Here is a 15,227-nt window from a genome sequence, read left to right as displayed (position 1 = left end):
GCCCAATGAAGATCGTTTCATTGTCTATAGCGCATCGACGGAGGTAATAACAGTAAAGACCGAGTATCACACCTCGATCAGATGCTTGAGCGGGTGGTACTCGGACTTCGGCCGCATGGGTGGCCATGGTTATGCGCGGACCCGCGATTACTTTGATCTGCCGACAAGGTCGCGGCAGGCCTGGAATGATCAGCCGGGGGGCGGGGAAAGGTTTTGGCCGGGGATGAAGTAGGTCGAGTTAGTTAAGAAAAAGGCGCGCCGAACGCAAAACCTGTGGCGAGGGGGCTTGCCCCCGCTGGGTCGCGAAGCGGCCCTAAAATCTGCAATCACATTTCACCAGGCACCCCGCATTCACAGGTTTTGCGGCTGCTGCGCAGCCGAACGGGGGCAAGCCCCCTCGCCACAGTAAGCCCCTCGCCACAAGGGATTTTCATTGATCGGTACTCAACGAAAATCCCGGCTGCGCACACTGATCCCGGTCAGCAGCGAGCTCAAGTCACTCAAGCGCCCGGCAATCAAATGCCGCACTTCACCCTCGGTCTCCAGGGTGCCGTCGACCTTCAACAACTGCGAACCCACCAGCACCTGCCGTTGACGCTCGGCCAGGTCACGCCAGACCACCACGTTGACGTTGCCGAACTCGTCTTCCAGGGTGACGAAGGTCACGCCGCTGGCGGTCCCTGGTCTTTGTCGGCCAGTGACCAGCCCGGCGACGCTGACGTTGCGCCCATGCTCGACCTCGAGCAACTCCTGCGAACTGCGGCAACGCCGGGCTTTCAGTTCACCCCGCAGCAAGGCCAGCGGATGCGGGCCCAGGGTGGTGCCGACACTCGCGTAGTCGGCTTGCAGGTCTTCGCTCACGGTTGGCTTGGGCAAGACCACCACCGGCTCGTCCTGGCTCGGTAAGCCGGCAAACAACCCCAACTGTTTCTGCACCCCGGCCACCTCCCAGCGCGCCCGATGACGATCCCCGGCCAGCCCGCGCAAAGCGCCTGCGTCGGCCAGCTGCTCCTGGGCCCGGGCGTCGAGGCGCGCTCGCTCGCCGAGGTCGGCGATATCGACAAACGCACCGATCAAACGAGCCGCTTCAATGCGCCGGGCATCGTCCTCGCGAAAACCACGGATCATCCGCAAGCCCATGCGGATCGCCGGCTGTTCACCCTGGGTCGGCTCCAGGCTGCAATCCCAGTCACTGGCGCGCACGTCCACCGGACGGATCTGCAGATGATGTCGCCGGGCGTCCTGCAAAATCTGGTCCGGGCTGTAGAAGCCCATCGGCCAGCTGTTGATCAGCGCGCAGGCAAAGGCCGCCGGTTCATGGCATTTCAACCAGCAGCTGGCGTAGGTCAGCAAGGCGAAGCTGGCGGCGTGGGACTCGGGGAAACCGTAGCTGCCAAAGCCCTTGATCTGCTCGAAGATCTGCGCGGCGAATTCTTCTGTGTAGCCATTTTTCAGCATGCCTTCCTTGAGCCGTAGCTGATGCGGTTCCAGCCCGCCATGACGCTTCCAGGCAGCCATGGAGCGCCGCAGCTGATCGGCTTCGCCGGGGCTGTAATCGGCGGCAACGATAGCAATCTGCATGACCTGTTCCTGAAACAGCGGCACTCCCAATGTGCGCTCCAGGACGGCTTTCAATTTTTCGGACGGATAGCTTTCCGGCTCCTCCTTGTTACGCCGTCGCAGATACGGATGGACCATGCCGCCCTGGATCGGGCCGGGACGGACGATCGCCACCTCGATCACCAGGTCGTAAAACTTCACCGGCTTGAGTCGCGGCAGCATCGACATCTGCGCCCGGGATTCAATCTGGAACACGCCGATGGTGTCGGCCCGGCCGATCATCTCGTAGGTTTTCGGATCCTCTTTCGGCACCTTCGCCAGGCTCAGATCGAGGCCGCGATGACGGCGCAGCAGGTCGAAACAACGGCGGATGGCGCTGAGCATGCCAAGGGCGAGGATATCGACCTTGAGCAGCCCGACCATGTCCAGGTCATCCTTGTCCCACTGGATGATGGTGCGCTCGGCCATGGCGGCATTTTCCACCGGCACCAGGCTGTCCAGCGGTTGCTCGGAAATCACGAAACCGCCGGGGTGCTGGGACAGGTGCCGGGGGAAGCCGATCAGTTGTCCGGTCAGGCTCAGCACCCGGCGCAACACCGGGCTGTCCGGGTCGAAGCCACCTTCACGCAGACGCTCCACCGAGGGCGGTTCGTTGCTCCAGTGGCCGCAACAATCGGCCAGGGCATTGACCTGATCCGGCGGCAAGCCAAGGGCCTTGGCGACATCCCGCACCGCCCCGGCGCCATGGTAGCTGCTGACCACCGCCGTGAGCGCCGCGCGGGTCCGGCCGTAGCGCTGAAACACATACTGCAACACCTCTTCACGCCGCTCGTGCTCGAAGTCGACATCGATGTCCGGGGGTTCGTTGCGCTCTTTGGAGAGGAAGCGCTCGAACAGCATGTTCATCAGGCCGGGGTTGATTTCGGTAATGCCCAAGGCATAGCAGACGGCCGAGTTGGCGGCCGAACCGCGACCCTGGCAGAGGATGTCGCGGCTGCGGGCAAAGCGCACGATGTCGTGGACCGTGAGGAAGTAACTCTCGTAGCCCATTTCGCTGATCAGCTGCAGTTCCTTTTCGATCAGCGCCAGCACCTTGTCTTCCACCCCTTCAGGCCAGCGCCAGCGCATGCCCTGCTCGGTCAGCTCGCGCAGCCAGGAGGCTGCGCTGTGACCTTCAGGCACCAGTTCACGCGGGTACTGGTAGCGCAATTGGCCGAGGTCGAAGGTGCAGCGCCGGGCAAGGCGCGCGGCCTCCTCGAGCAGCTGCGGCGGATAGAGCACCTGCAAGGCATCGAGGCTGCGCAAGTGCCGTTCGCCGTTGGGGTGCAGGCGTTGCCCGGCCTCGGCGACTCGCACGTGATGACGGATCGCGGTCATGGTGTCCTGCAAGGCGCGGCGCCCACGGGCGTGCATATGCACATCGCCGCTGGCCAGCGGCGCAATATCCAGGGCCGCAGCCAGGGCCAGCAAATCCGCCAGCCGTCGGGCATCGTTCTGCCCGCAGTGCAGTTCGACGGCCAGCCACAGCCGCTCGCCGAACACTTGCCGCAGCCAGCGCCCTTCCCCCTCGGCCTCGAGGGTGTCGGGCACCCACAGCGCCAGCAGCCCCGGCAACGGTTCGCTGAAGTCCTCGCGCAACACCTGGTATTGACCCTTTGCCACCCGCCGCCGCGCCCGGGTGATCAACCGGCAAAGCGCCTGGTAGCCCTCGAGGTTCTCCACCAACAGCACCAGTTTCGGGCCGTTTTCGATGCGCATTTCGCTGCCGATGATCAGCGGTAATTCCACCTCTTTAGCGGCCTGCCAGGCGCGGACGATCCCGGCCAGGGTGCACTCGTCGGTGATCGCCAGGGCTTGATAGCCCTGACGTTTTGCCCGCTCGAACAGCTCGCGGGCACTGGAGGCACCGCGCTGGAAACTGAAGTTCGACAGGCAGTGCAGTTCGGCATACTCGACGCTCATGCGAACCAGCCTTGCAGCCACAAGGGCCCGGCCTCGCCCACCGTGCGATAGGCCCAGGCCTGCTGGCCGGAGCGGGTTTCGATCAGGTAATAATCGCGACGCACATCACCGCCATCCCACCAGCCGGACTCGATGCGCTCCGGCCCCATGAGGATCCGCGCCGCGCCTTCGTGCATCGACAGCGGTTCGCTGAGCAGCCAACCGGGGCGCTGCAGGCCGAGGGTCGACGGGCAGCCCTGGCTATCGGCGTTCGGCTGCCAGCTGTATTCGGGCCGATGGTCAGCCTGGAAGCGCAGGCCGTGCACCGCGTCATCCCCCAGCCGCGCCCGCAGGCGTTCGCGCAGTTGTTCCCAGGGCACGGATTGCTGCGGGCGCTCGTCGAACAGTTCCCGGTGCTGCGGAACGAACCTGGGCAAGTCCTGGGCCACCACACGAAAGCCCCGCACCGGCGACCCGACCTGCACCTGTTCCAGTCGACCGCGGGCCAGTTCGAAGAGCATCGCCGGATCGCGCTCGGCGCTGAGCAGGCCGACCTTGATCTGCGTGTCAGGCAACCCGGCATGTTCCAGATGCAGATCAAAACGCTGCACGCCGCTGTCGCGGCCACAGAGAAACGCCGACAGATCAGCGGTAAGCCGGCGCAACGGGAACAGCAGCGCCTGATGGGACAAGACATCGAAGTTCAGCTCGATGCGCACGTCAAAGCGGTCCGGCGGCAGGTAAAACGCCAGGGCCAGCGGGCGGTCTCCCTGTAGCGTGTCGAGGTGCTTGAGCAGCTGGGCTTCAAAGCGCCGCGCCAGGCTATGGCGCGGCAGTGCCTGGACCTGACTCAAGGTCCGCAGGCCCATGCGCGACAACGTCGTGGCGACCTCCTGCTCGAGCCCGACCCGGTCGATGGGCATCTGCCCGAGGATTCGCTGCAGGCTCTCGTTGTCCGCTACCGCCAGGCCGTCATAAGCATTAGCCAGGATCCGTGCCGCCGCCGGATTGGGCGCGGCGACAATCCGGTGACGAAAACCCAGCGCCGTGAGTTCCGCCCGCAGCCGGGCCTCGAAGTGCGGCCAGGGCCCGAACAGACCCAGACTCGACTCGATTTCAAACAGCAAGGCGCGGGGATAAAACACGCTGACCTGGGAGCTGAAACGGTAGGCCCAGGCCGCGAGAAATTGCTGCCAGCGCTCGATCTCGGCAAGGTCGTATTCGGCGCTGGCAAAGGTTTTGCTCAAGGCATGGGCGGCAGTCAGCGATTGCCCCGGCCGCAGGCCGAGCGCCCGAGCGGAAGCGTTCACCGCCTGCAACACCCGGCGCTGCGCAGAGCCCGTCAGCAGCACCAGCGGTTCTTCGGGATCGGGCCGCTGACGCAGCGCAGCATCCAGCGCTAATTGCGGAAAGAGAATACAGACCCAGCGCATGCCAACCTCAATGCCCTGTGTTAAAGGCGATCGGCGCCGAACGGGCCAGGCCACCACGGCACTTGAGCACCCGCAGTTGCGCGGGCCGGGTATCGATGGCGATCCGCAAGGCCGCCGGTGAAGGGTTGATGGCTTCCTTGATCGAGCGATAGGCGAACGCCAGGGTCTGGCCGGTTTCGGCGGCCACCTGCAGCCGGCGCAAGGCCCGGTCATCGGCCTTCTGCGGCCAGCACAGGACCGCGCCGCAACTGCCCGAACGCAGGCATTGTTCAGCGGCCCACAGGGCATCGCGTTCACTGGCCTGGATCACCGACAGCTGACGCAGATCCACCCCAGCGCTCTGCCAGGCCTGCGGATACGGCACATGGGGCGGCGCCACCAGGACAATCCGCTCGCCCTCGGCGGACAACCGCGCCAGGGTCGGCCAGACCAGTTGCAACTCGCCGACACCCTGCCCGGCAATCAGGATTTCGCTCAGAGCCGACTCCGGCCAGCCGCCAGTAGGCAAGGCCGCATCCAGCGCCGCATGGCCAGTCGGTTGAGGACTGGCCGGCGGTGCGGCGGGCCGGCCCTTCCAGACCTGGCCGCCATTGAACAGCGTGTCCAGAGCAACGACGGCGCCCATCATCCTTGCCTCACCAGACCGCAGAACACCCCTTCGATGGCCAGGTCCTGATCGGCGCGCACAACGATGGGTGCATAGGCCGGGTTACGCGGCAGCAAGCGCACGCTCCCCGCGTCCCGTTCAAAACGCTTGATGGTGACTTCACCATCGAGCCGCGCCACCACGATCTGACCGTTTTCCGCCTCGAGACTGCGCCGTACGCCCACCAGGTCGCCGTCGAGAATGCCGTCCTCGATCATCGAATCGCCCTGTACCCGCAGCAGGTAATCGGGGATTCGCGAGAACATCGCCGGGTCCAGCATCAGCCGACTGTGCACCTCGGCATCGGCACCGATCGGCGCACCGGCAGCCACCCGGCCCAGCACCGGAATGTCCAGCAGTTCGGGCCGGGGCGGCTGGTTCAATAGCCGGATACCCCGCGCCTGATGGGCGTTGACCTCGATGAACCCGGCCTCGGTGAGGGCCAGCACATGCTTGCGCGCCACGCTGCGCGAGGCAAAACCAAAGGCCTCGGCGATCTCGGCGAGGCTCGGTGGCTGGCCTTGTTGCGCGATACGGTCGCGGATAAAGGTCAGGATGGCAGTGCGGCGGGGGCTTAAAGTCGTCATGGAGTACATTTGTACTCCTGTAGGGTTTTTCTGACAAGAGCCACCAGTCGTCAACAGCATCGGTGCAGGGGAGATCGCCAGGCGAGGATCAAAAGATCGCAGCCTGCGGCAGCTCCTACAGAAAGGTGTTCGGCGATTCAACCGCGCTTGAGAATCCGGTCCATCACCCAATCGGTTTTCAATGCCTCGACCGCCAGCGCCGGATGCCTGGCCTCACCACGAATATGCGCGTTCATACCCAATACGTGATGCCACTGAATGTGCGGATGATTGTCGATCTGCAGGCTGAGGGTTTCTTCGGCTTGCAGTTGCACCGGGTGCTCGTCGAACACCGAGAAGATGATCCGGCCTTTACTGCCGATCACTTCAACCCGGTCCACCCGGCGATCCGCGACAAAGTTCCAGCAGCCCATGCCCAGGGCCCCAGAGGCGAATCGCCAACTGGCGCTCACCGCATCTTCGGCGGCATACAGACCGGCCTGGCGCGCGGTGAAACCGGCCACCTCGACGATATCGCCCAGCAGGTACTGGAACAGATCGAAACCATGACTGGCCAGGTCGGCGAAATAACCGCCACCGGCGATCCGCGGATCGGTGCGCCAATTGTCGCTACCGTTCTGGTCGGCCTCGGAGGGCGGCTTGGTCAGGGTCCAGGTCAAATGACGAACCTCACCAATGCGCCCTTCCTGCAACCATTGCCGCACGTGTTGAAAGCGCGGCAGAGAGCGCCGGTAGTAGGACACGAACAACTGCACACCGGCTTTTTCGAAGGCCTGCTGCATCTCCAGGCTTTGCCCGGCGTTCAGCGACATGGGCTTCTCGACACAGCAATGCTTGCCCGCTGCCGCCACCAGCAAGCTGTAAGCCCGATGACTGTCGGGTGGCGTGGCGATGTACACCGCGTCGACCTGCGGATCGGCAATCAGCGACTCGACGTCGGTGTAGACCCGGTCGATGCCATGGCGCGCCGCATAATCCTGCACCGCCTCCAGACGCCGGCCCATCACCGCCACCAGCGCCGAACCCGGCGCCTTGTAGAAGGCCGGCCCGCTCTTGCGCTCGGTGACGCTGCCGCAGCCAATCATTGCCCATCGCACGACGTTCATTCAAAAGCTCCCTCGGCGTATTCGGCCCCACTGCGCCCATCAGCCGATGCGCAGCGCCCGCAGATCCAGATGACCATCCTTGAGCGGCGGGCACCAGTAGTAGCCACCGGTAATCGGCCGGCTCATCCGATAGAGGCCGTCAACGATGCCGTCTTCCAGGCCGCTCATGCGCCGCAGCTGGACTTCGAAGGCGTCGAGGGAAAAACCGAAGGCGAGAAACACCAGACCCGCGCGATCGCCTTCGACCCACGGCATCGAGCGGCGCACGACGAAGGCTTCAGGGGCGAAGCTCTCCTGGGCGGTACGTTTGACGTGAGCGGACTGCGGCGCGTCCTCGAGCTCTTCGTTGTCGCTCTTGCGCCGACCGATGATGTGATCCTGTTCCTCGGAAGGCAGAGCGGCGAAGCCATCCAGGTCATGCTGCCATTGCTGGATGGCCGCAAAGCTGCCGCCGTGCAAACCCTCAACGCCCTCGCCCACCAGCGCTGCCGTCACGGCCGCTTCATCGTGGGGGTTTTCGGTGCCGTCTTCGTAACCGGTCAGGTCGTGCCCGGTTTTGTGGCGGAAGGCTTCGGTCATCTGCATCAGGCGCAAGGCCGGGGCCAATGCCGCTACAACAGCGCGGCTGCGATGCAACAGCTCGCCACGGTCTTCGCCGTGCAGCCAGCACCAGAGTGCATGCTGGGTCGAGGGGTTATCCACGCCGACTCCGGCCATTGCCGGAAACGCCCGCAGACCCTCGATCCGGCCACCGAGGGCCTGTACCAGCGACTCGCCGAAACCGACTACCGCGGTTTTCCCGTCCACCAGCTGCAGCAGTTTGTCGATCGCCATCGGCAGTGCTTCGACGGACTCGAGGGCAAAAAACAAATGGCGTGCCTGTGGCGGGACTGGAGTGGCGAGGATGCCCGGCTGGTAGTAACTCATGTGAACTCCTTTTGAAAACCCGAAGTTTAACCGGCACACGGGGCATGCGCTTGCCGTTTCAAGGGAAATGCACCCTGGGCGACAAAACACCGCGACAAGGAGTGCCCCGGCACGACTTGCTCAATGTCAGAGATCGACAGTGTTTTCAGTCGCCTGCGCGCTCCTCGATCGACCCGATCAGGGGCGGCATTAGGCTAGAGTCAAACAGACCCGGATAAATGGCGCATGACAACCCTTGTCACAATCAGGTAAAACGATTCAGCCATACCGATCGAGGGACACCGCGAGTTGCCTCAATACCTTGACCATCGGTTAACGCTCCACAATAAAAACTCTTGTCTGCAACACCCAATCCATACGGGGTAGCACCATGACCACAGATAACCTGCTCAGCCAGCTGTTCCCTTCCGCCGCCGACATTCCGGAAAAATACCGCCTCGACGGCCGGATCGAACAACGCGAATACCTGGTCGATGGCACCTTGCAGATCTGGCCCGGCCCCCTCGCGCAGGTGCGCAGCCCGGTCTATCTGGCCGGTGCCAACACGGATGAACAAGTTATCCTCGGCAGCACTCCGCTGCTGGACGCCGCCACCGCCTTGACCGCCCTGGATGCCGCCGTCCGGGCGTACGACAGAGGCCAGGGCGAATGGCCGACGATGCGCGTCGCCGAACGCATCCGCCATGTCGAAACCTTCCTCGGGCGCATGCGCGAACAACGCGAAGCGGTGGTCAAACTGCTGATGTGGGAGATCGGCAAAAACCTCAAGGATTCGGAAAAGGAATTCGACCGCACCTGCGACTACATCGTCGACACCATCAACGCGCTCAAGGAACTCGACCGCCGTTCAAGCCGCTTCGAGCTGGAACAGGACACCCTCGGCCAGATTCGCCGCGTACCGATGGGCGTGGCGCTGTGCATGGGGCCTTACAACTATCCGCTGAACGAGACCTTCACCACGCTGATTCCGGCCTTGATCATGGGCAACACCGTGGTATTCAAACCGGCCAAGCTCGGCGTGCTGTTGATTCGTCCACTGCTGGAAGCCTTTCGCGACAGCTTCCCGGCCGGGGTGATCAACGTGATCTACGGCAGCGGCCGGGAAACCGTCAGCGCGCTGATGGCCAGCGGCAAGATCGATATCTTTGCCTTCATCGGCACCAACAAAGCCGCCAGCGACCTGAAAAAACTCCACCCAAGACCTCACCGTTTGCGTGCCGCCCTGGGCCTGGATGCAAAAAACCCCGGGATTGTCTTGCCCGAGGTCGACCTCGACAACGCCGTCAACGAAGCGGTGACCGGCTCACTGTCGTTCAACGGTCAACGTTGCACCGCATTGAAGATTCTTTTCGTCCATGAGGACGTGGTCGACAGCTTCATCGAGAAATTCAATCAGAAGCTGCAGTCCCTCAAACCGGGCATGCCCTGGGACAGCGGCGTGGCACTGACGCCGCTCCCGGAGTCGAGCAAAGTCGATTATCTGCACTCGCTGGTGGCGGATGCCGTGAGCAAAGGCGCCAACGTAGTAAACGCCAACGGCGGCGAATCCCGGGCCTCGTTCTTCTATCCTGCGGTGCTCTACCCGGTGACCACACAAATGCGCGTGTATCAGGAAGAGCAGTTCGGCCCGGTGGTGCCGATCGTCCCCTACCGTGACCTGGAAACCGTGATCGACTACGTACTGGAATCCGACTTTGGCCAACAACTGAGCATCTTCGGCACCAACTCCACCGAAGTCGGACGCCTGGTCGATACCTTCGCCAACCAGGTCGGCCGCATCAACATCAACGCCCAGTGCCAACGCGGCCCGGACACCTTCCCGTTCAATGGCCGGAAAAACTCGGCGGAAGGCACCCTCTCGGTCCATGATGCACTCCGAGTGTTTTCGATCCGTACCCTGGTCGCGAGCAAATTCCAGGAGAGCAACAAGGAACTCATCAGCGATATCATCCGTAATCGCGAGTCGAGTTTTTTGACCACCGATTACATATTCTGAGAGCACCTTTGGAGGACAGTACCTGAGCCCGATAAGCTACCTGCGATCGATCCGACTGCCCGCGCTGTTGCGCCGATTCCTGCGTCCGCTGCTGGACCCTTATCGGCGCTACCGCCATGCCCGACTGATCCACGCGGTGCGGGTTTCCCTGGGGCTGCTGGCGACGATCCTGCTGACCAGCGGGATCAACCTGCCCCATGGCGAGTGGGCCTCGGTGACCATGCTGGTGGTAATCGGCGGGCTGCAACATCACGGCAATATCGGCAAGAAAGCCAAGGAGCGAGCCTACGGCACCTTGATCGGTGCCGGGGTCGGCCTGTTGCTGGTGGCCCAGCATGCCTGGCTGGGGATGCCATGGCTGACCTACCTGGGCATGTCGGCGGTCTGCGGTTTCTTCTCGTACCACGCGATCGGCAAGGGCGGTTATACCGCCCTACTGTCGGCGATCACCGTGTTCATTGTCGCCGGGCATGGCGACAACCCGGTGACCGATGGCCTCTGGCGCACGGTCGATATCCTCATCGGCATCGCCCTGGCCCTGGCGTTCTCCTTTGCCTTGCCGCTGTATGCGGTCTATTCCTGGCGTTACAACCTGGCCAGCGCACTGCGCGACTGTGCTGGGATCTACAGCCGAATTGTCAGTGGCCAGTCGGTCACCGACGACGAACATCTCAAACTGATGAACCGGTTGAACAGCGTCATGCTGCAACTGCGTTCGTTAATGCCATCGGTGTCCAAGGAAGTGCGGATCTCGATGACCGAACTGGATGCCCTGCAACGCAATCTGCGGATGTGTATCAGCACCCTGGAAATCCTCGCCAACACCCGACCGGACGCCAGCGACGAACAGGCCATGGCCCAGATGCAGCTGGCGCTGAAAACCGAACATCGGCAAATCCGCGTGCAACTGATCAGCATGGCCCGCGCCCTGAAATCCGGCGCCACCCAGCGGCTTGAACGTCCGCACGACGGGGCACCGGACGAGCAGCCCCTCAATGCCCCGGTTTACAGCGCGCTGGATGGCTACCGGTTGTTGACCCGCCAACTGGCGGCCAACATCGCCGAGATGCGCCAGCGGCTGGCAAAGACCGCTGCGCATTGGAAGATCTGAAAGCCCGTCACTGCACCGCGGTGCGGCGCAACCGAAAGCCCCAGCCCTGCTGCATACCTGCCGCCGCCAGCAGGATCGCGATCACGCCGACCCACTGCAGCAGTTCAAGCTGATGGCCGAAGGCGAACCAGTCGACAAAGATCGCCGCGATCGGGTAAATGAATGACAGCGCACCGGTCAAGGCAGTCGGCAGCTTTTGAATGGCCCCGTAAAGCAGCACATACATCACCCCGGTATGCACCACACCCAGTGTCAGCAGGCTGGCCCAGGCCGATGACTCCTGTGGCAGCGCGGCAAAATTCGCCCACGGCGCCAGCAACAGTACGCCGGTGCAAACCTGAATCAGCGCGATCAAATGCGGTGGAGTGCCAGTCAGGCGCTTGATGATCAGCGCGGCGAAGGCATAGAGCAGTGCCGCCCCCAGCGCCAGAGCGATACCCACCAGATACTCATTGCCGCCAGCGCCCTGCTCGCCATGGGCGCTGACGATCGCCAGCATCCCGGCAAACGAAATACTCAGCCAGAACAGCTTTTGCGCGGTGATCTTCTCTCCGAGAAACAGCGCCGCCAGCCCCACCAACATAAAGGGCTGAACGTTATAAACCGCCGTACCGATGGCAATCGAGGCGCGGGAATAGGAGGCAAACAGCAGCACCCAGTTACCAACGATTGCCACACCGCTGAGCACTGCCAGCAAAAAGGTGGTGCGACTCAAAATACCCGGACGCAGGAAACCCAGCACCGCGCAGATCACCAGCAAGGTCACCGCGCCGAACACGCAGCGCCAGAACACCACATCCAGCACTGGCTGCCCGGACACCAACACAAACCAGCCAATGGTCCCTGAAATCAGCATGGCTGCGGTCATTTCAAACGACCCGTTACGTATCGACTTATCCATCATCAACCTCCTCGGAAAGTGGTTGAATTATGACAATCCTCAGTGGGGCATCTCCAGCGTCAATAACAGGCTAAAATCTATTTATGCCTTTCTTATCAAGGCATATCGATCCATCTGCCTAACGAGGTTTATATGACTGATGACATTGACCAGGTATTGATCGCCGCCCTGATGGCAGACTCGCGACGGTCCCTCAAAGCATTGGCCCAGGTCAGCGGCCTGTCATCACCAAGCGTCGCCGAACGGCTGCGCCGCCTCGAAGAGCGCGGCGTGCTCAAGGGCTACACGGTCGAGATAGACCCAAAATGTTTCGGCTATCAACTGCAGGCCATCGTCCGCATCCGCCCGCTCCCTGGCCAGTTGCAGGAAGTCGAACGGCAGATCCAGGCCATCCCCGAATTCACCGAGTGCGACAAGGTCACTGGCGATGACTGCTTCATCGCGCGCCTGCACGTGCGCTCGATGGAACAACTGGACACCCTGCTCGACCGGCTCAATACCCACGCCGAAACCAATACCGCGATCGTCAAGAAAACCCCGGTCAAGCGCCGGTTGCCACCGATGACCTGAGTGCTGTTTTGTTCAGAACAACGTAGATTGAGCTTTTTCCGGCGAAGGATTGGCGGTATGAAAATTCAGGCAATGTTATTGGCGGCGTTGATGCTCGCAGGGTGCGGCACCATCAACACGGTTTTGCGCCCCGACGAAGTGGCGGTACGCAATCTCCAGCAGCAGAAGAGTTACTGCGGCGCGATCCCACGAATCTACAGCGGAGTAACCTACGATTTTTGCTCCCTGCATGCGCCCCTGGGCGAGGGAATCGATGAGCAGCAATACGACAACGCCACGCCCATTGTGCTGATCGACGTGGTCATTTCCGGCGCGCTCGATACCTTATTGTTGCCCTACACCATCTACCGCCAACAGGCCGACGGCAGCATAGTCATCACCGAATGAGGGTGCCCCGCCGTGCCCCTCTGAAGAGCGGCGAGCCTATTCCCAGACAATAAAAAACCCGCCGAGCGGGTTTTTTACTCAAACCTGACGATCAATCATCGCGGCTCATGATGCCGAACAGCTGCAACAGGCTGATGAACAGGTTGTAGATCGATACATACAGGCTGATGGTCGCCATGATGTAGTTACGCTCGCCGCCATGGATGATGGCACTGGTCTGGAACAGGATGCAGACCGAGGAAAACAGCACGAAGCCCGCGCTGATCGCCAGTTGCAGGCCGCTGATCTGGAAGAACAGGCTGGCCAGCACCGCGCCCATCAGGACGAAGAAACCCGCCGTGATGAAACCGCCAAGGAAACTCATGTCCTTGCGGGTGATCAGCACATAGGCCGACAGGCCGCCAAACACCAGCGCAGTCATCGCAAAGGCCGAACTGACGACTTCAGCGCCGCCCTGCATGCCCAGGTAACGATTGAGGATCGGGCCCAGCAGGAACCCCATGAATCCGGTCAGGGCAAACGCCGAAACCAGGCCCCATGCCGAATCACGGAGCTTGTTGGTGAGGAAGAACAACCCGTAAAAGCCGATCAACACCACGAAAATGTTCGGATAGCCCACGCGCATCTGCTGCGCCACGAACGCCATCACACCGCTGAATGCGAGAGTGAGGGCGAGTAAGCCATAAGTGTTGCGCAGGACGCGGCTAACCTCTAGCTGCTCAGCCTGCACGCTGTTATTAACTGCGTAATCCTGTTCGCGCATGGCGACACTCCTGTTGGTTTGAAACGTTCAGTCGCAAAGATCATAACAGACGCCCTGCAACAAGCTACGCAGAGAGTTTGACAGTGTGTTTCATTCAGGTATTATGGCGCCGCAACGCAATACGGAGGTGTGGCCGAGTGGTTTAAGGCAACGGTCTTGAAAACCGTCGACTGTAACAGGTCCATGAGTTCGAATCCCATCGCCTCCGCCATATTTATACGACAAAGCCCTGATTATTCAGGGCTTTGTCGTTTCTGGGGTTTGGCCAAAATCTCGGCAGCTGACATGTGTTCCATAACTATTTTGGAAGCGTTCCATAACTCAGCTCCGAATCCCCTCTTCCGGCGTCCTGCCGATAGTTAAAAAACCTTCATGTAACACGGTGCTACGCTGACCTCATAACCGAGGATTCTCGTTGCCAAACTCAGACCTGCTCCCTTCCCTGCTGTTCAAGATCAACGAAAACCAGCTTGCCTTGGAGGCCGCCATCCTGGAACTGTCGAACTGGGTCGAGCAGCGTGGGTCAGCCGATGTTGCCGACAACGTTCGTTGCGCCCTAGAAGCCATCGACAAGAACGAGGAATTCATCAAAATGACGCTCGCGGTGATGATGGCGCCGGAGTGACAGCTATCAGCTGTTTCCGACACTCACCGGCATGGTTTCCCCCTCCCACACACCGATGGCCGTCACGCCGCGATAGCGGACAAAAGTCTTCCAACCAGCGCCCCCTGGCAAGAGGCGCGGCGTACAAACTTCGAGATCAATAGCAAAATCTCCGAGATTTTACTGGCGATCTCGCCAGCACCCATGTAGGCTGTATTCACTCGAACAACGGAGAAGAAGAAAAGTGAACGACCTACATACGTGGGAAGGCTTTGCCTACGAGTGCCGCATTCGGGATTTTTACGCAGAAAACCTGAAGCGCTATAAACCGGGACATTTGGTTTCCCAGCGGGAAGTAACGTATAAGACGAGCAGAATAAGAGCAGATCTGCGTACTGTGGATGAGCATGACGTTATCTACGAGTGGGAATTCAAGATTGAAGCCGATTACAGTTCGATTGGACAAATAATGGCGTATACCGCTCGCGCCAAAACTGAATTCAATTTCAAAAGAACGGTGCGCTCAATCATCGCGGCGTTCGAGTTCCCGGATGATATTCGGATGGCCATCGAGGTTAATAATCTTGGAATTGAGATGATCCACTTACCGAAATCAATAAGGAACGCAGGGCATGTCCCATCTCTGCTGATCAAACCGACAGTGCTTGAAATACCTAATCTGAAATAAGCGTCAC

At 61.3% G+C, this 15,227-nt stretch carries 14 protein-coding genes, 1 tRNA gene and 1 pseudogene; 8 read left to right on the top strand and 8 right to left on the bottom strand.

The window, feature by feature from the left end:
* Positions 1–109: 109 nt before the first annotated feature.
* Positions 110–232 (top strand): annotated as a pseudogene (locus AC3IUA_RS11965) (flavin reductase family protein); the annotation flags it as partial.
* A 212-nt stretch (positions 233–444) separates the two neighbouring features.
* Here AC3IUA_RS11965 and AC3IUA_RS11960 read toward each other — a convergent pair.
* The 6 genes from AC3IUA_RS11960 to AC3IUA_RS11935 all read right to left on the bottom strand — a co-directional run bounded on the left by AC3IUA_RS11960 (position 445) and on the right by AC3IUA_RS11935 (position 8,200).
* On the bottom strand, positions 445–3,543 hold the full coding sequence (locus AC3IUA_RS11960) for an error-prone DNA polymerase (protein WP_489361116.1): 3,099 nt from the start codon (positions 3,541–3,543) through the stop codon (positions 445–447).
* Positions 3,519–4,934 carry a Y-family DNA polymerase gene (locus tag AC3IUA_RS11955; protein ID WP_489361114.1) on the bottom strand — a complete coding sequence of 472 codons (1,416 nt, stop codon included), beginning with the start codon at positions 4,932–4,934 and terminating at the stop codon, positions 3,519–3,521. The genes AC3IUA_RS11960 and AC3IUA_RS11955 overlap by 25 nt, the downstream gene beginning before the upstream one ends.
* Positions 4,935–4,941: 7 nt before the next feature.
* Positions 4,942–5,559: a translesion DNA synthesis-associated protein ImuA gene (gene imuA / locus AC3IUA_RS11950; protein ID WP_489361112.1), complete on the bottom strand. Its 618-nt coding sequence runs from the start codon at positions 5,557–5,559 to the stop codon at positions 4,942–4,944.
* Positions 5,559–6,176, bottom strand: a complete 618-nt coding sequence (lexA, locus tag AC3IUA_RS11945) for a transcriptional repressor LexA (protein ID WP_489361110.1) — start codon at positions 6,174–6,176, stop codon at positions 5,559–5,561. The genes imuA and lexA overlap by 1 nt, the downstream gene beginning before the upstream one ends.
* A gap of 128 nt (positions 6,177–6,304) precedes the next feature.
* Positions 6,305–7,273, bottom strand: coding sequence for a Gfo/Idh/MocA family protein (locus AC3IUA_RS11940; RefSeq protein ID WP_489361109.1), 969 nt, complete (start codon positions 7,271–7,273; stop codon positions 6,305–6,307).
* A gap of 39 nt (positions 7,274–7,312) precedes the next feature.
* Positions 7,313–8,200 carry a Dyp-type peroxidase gene (locus tag AC3IUA_RS11935; RefSeq protein WP_489361107.1) on the bottom strand — a complete coding sequence of 296 codons (888 nt, stop codon included), beginning with the start codon at positions 8,198–8,200 and terminating at the stop codon, positions 7,313–7,315.
* Positions 8,201–8,570: 370 nt separating this feature from the next.
* Between AC3IUA_RS11935 and AC3IUA_RS11930 the strand changes: the two genes are divergently transcribed.
* Positions 8,571–10,196 (top strand): NADP-dependent glyceraldehyde-3-phosphate dehydrogenase, encoded by a 1,626-nt coding sequence (locus AC3IUA_RS11930; protein WP_489361105.1) that lies wholly within the window; start codon positions 8,571–8,573, stop codon positions 10,194–10,196.
* 67 nt (positions 10,197–10,263) lie between these two features.
* Entirely contained in the window at positions 10,264–11,307 is a 1,044-nt protein-coding gene (locus AC3IUA_RS11925) for an FUSC family protein (RefSeq protein WP_489361103.1), read from the top strand.
* 7 nt (positions 11,308–11,314) lie between these two features.
* Here the strand turns inward: AC3IUA_RS11925 and AC3IUA_RS11920 are convergent, their stop codons facing one another.
* Entirely contained in the window at positions 11,315–12,208 is an 894-nt protein-coding gene (locus AC3IUA_RS11920; RefSeq protein ID WP_489361101.1) for a DMT family transporter, read from the bottom strand.
* Between the two features lie 132 nt (positions 12,209–12,340).
* On the opposite strand from AC3IUA_RS11920, the gene AC3IUA_RS11915 reads away from it, so the two are divergent.
* Entirely contained in the window at positions 12,341–12,778 is a 438-nt protein-coding gene (locus AC3IUA_RS11915; RefSeq protein ID WP_489361100.1) for an Lrp/AsnC family transcriptional regulator, read from the top strand.
* 57 nt (positions 12,779–12,835) lie between these two features.
* Positions 12,836–13,165 carry a YceK/YidQ family lipoprotein gene (locus AC3IUA_RS11910; RefSeq protein WP_489361099.1) on the top strand — a complete coding sequence of 110 codons (330 nt, stop codon included), beginning with the start codon at positions 12,836–12,838 and terminating at the stop codon, positions 13,163–13,165.
* A 91-nt stretch (positions 13,166–13,256) separates the two neighbouring features.
* Here the strand turns inward: AC3IUA_RS11910 and AC3IUA_RS11905 are convergent, their stop codons facing one another.
* Positions 13,257–13,928, bottom strand: a complete 672-nt coding sequence (locus AC3IUA_RS11905) for a Bax inhibitor-1/YccA family protein (RefSeq protein WP_489361097.1) — start codon at positions 13,926–13,928, stop codon at positions 13,257–13,259.
* Positions 13,929–14,051: 123 nt separating this feature from the next.
* Here AC3IUA_RS11905 and AC3IUA_RS11900 point away from each other — a divergent pair.
* The 3 genes from AC3IUA_RS11900 to AC3IUA_RS11890 all read left to right on the top strand — a co-directional run bounded on the left by AC3IUA_RS11900 (position 14,052) and on the right by AC3IUA_RS11890 (position 15,220).
* Positions 14,052–14,139: transfer RNA gene (locus AC3IUA_RS11900), tRNA-Ser, on the top strand.
* Between the two features lie 204 nt (positions 14,140–14,343).
* On the top strand, positions 14,344–14,553 hold the full coding sequence (locus AC3IUA_RS11895; protein WP_150755771.1) for a hypothetical protein: 210 nt from the start codon (positions 14,344–14,346) through the stop codon (positions 14,551–14,553).
* A 223-nt stretch (positions 14,554–14,776) separates the two neighbouring features.
* Complete coding sequence (locus AC3IUA_RS11890) at positions 14,777–15,220, top strand: PDDEXK family nuclease (protein WP_489361096.1); 444 nt, start codon at positions 14,777–14,779, stop codon at positions 15,218–15,220.
* The last annotated feature ends 7 nt before the right edge of the window (positions 15,221–15,227 follow it).

This window comes from Pseudomonas sp. KH_050 (assembly GCF_057838875.1).
This window is presented reverse-complemented; position numbering and strand designations above follow the sequence as displayed.

Excerpts from the sequence above, each read along its gene's own strand:
- AC3IUA_RS11955 (WP_489361114.1), bottom strand. The coding sequence starts at position 4,934 with ATGCGCTGGGTCTGTATTCTCTTTCCGCAATTAGCGCTGGATGCTGCG.
- imuA (WP_489361112.1), bottom strand. The coding sequence starts at position 5,559 with ATGGGCGCCGTCGTTGCTCTGGACACGCTGTTCAATGGCGGCCAGGTC.
- lexA (WP_489361110.1), bottom strand. The coding sequence starts at position 6,176 with ATGTACTCCATGACGACTTTAAGCCCCCGCCGCACTGCCATCCTGACC.
- AC3IUA_RS11940 (WP_489361109.1), bottom strand. The coding sequence starts at position 7,273 with ATGAACGTCGTGCGATGGGCAATGATTGGCTGCGGCAGCGTCACCGAG.
- AC3IUA_RS11935 (WP_489361107.1), bottom strand. The coding sequence starts at position 8,200 with ATGAGTTACTACCAGCCGGGCATCCTCGCCACTCCAGTCCCGCCACAG.
- AC3IUA_RS11930 (WP_489361105.1), top strand. The coding sequence starts at position 8,571 with ATGACCACAGATAACCTGCTCAGCCAGCTGTTCCCTTCCGCCGCCGAC.
- AC3IUA_RS11920 (WP_489361101.1), bottom strand. The coding sequence starts at position 12,208 with ATGGATAAGTCGATACGTAACGGGTCGTTTGAAATGACCGCAGCCATG.
- AC3IUA_RS11915 (WP_489361100.1), top strand. The coding sequence starts at position 12,341 with ATGACTGATGACATTGACCAGGTATTGATCGCCGCCCTGATGGCAGAC.
- AC3IUA_RS11910 (WP_489361099.1), top strand. The coding sequence starts at position 12,836 with ATGAAAATTCAGGCAATGTTATTGGCGGCGTTGATGCTCGCAGGGTGC.
- AC3IUA_RS11905 (WP_489361097.1), bottom strand. The coding sequence starts at position 13,928 with ATGCGCGAACAGGATTACGCAGTTAATAACAGCGTGCAGGCTGAGCAG.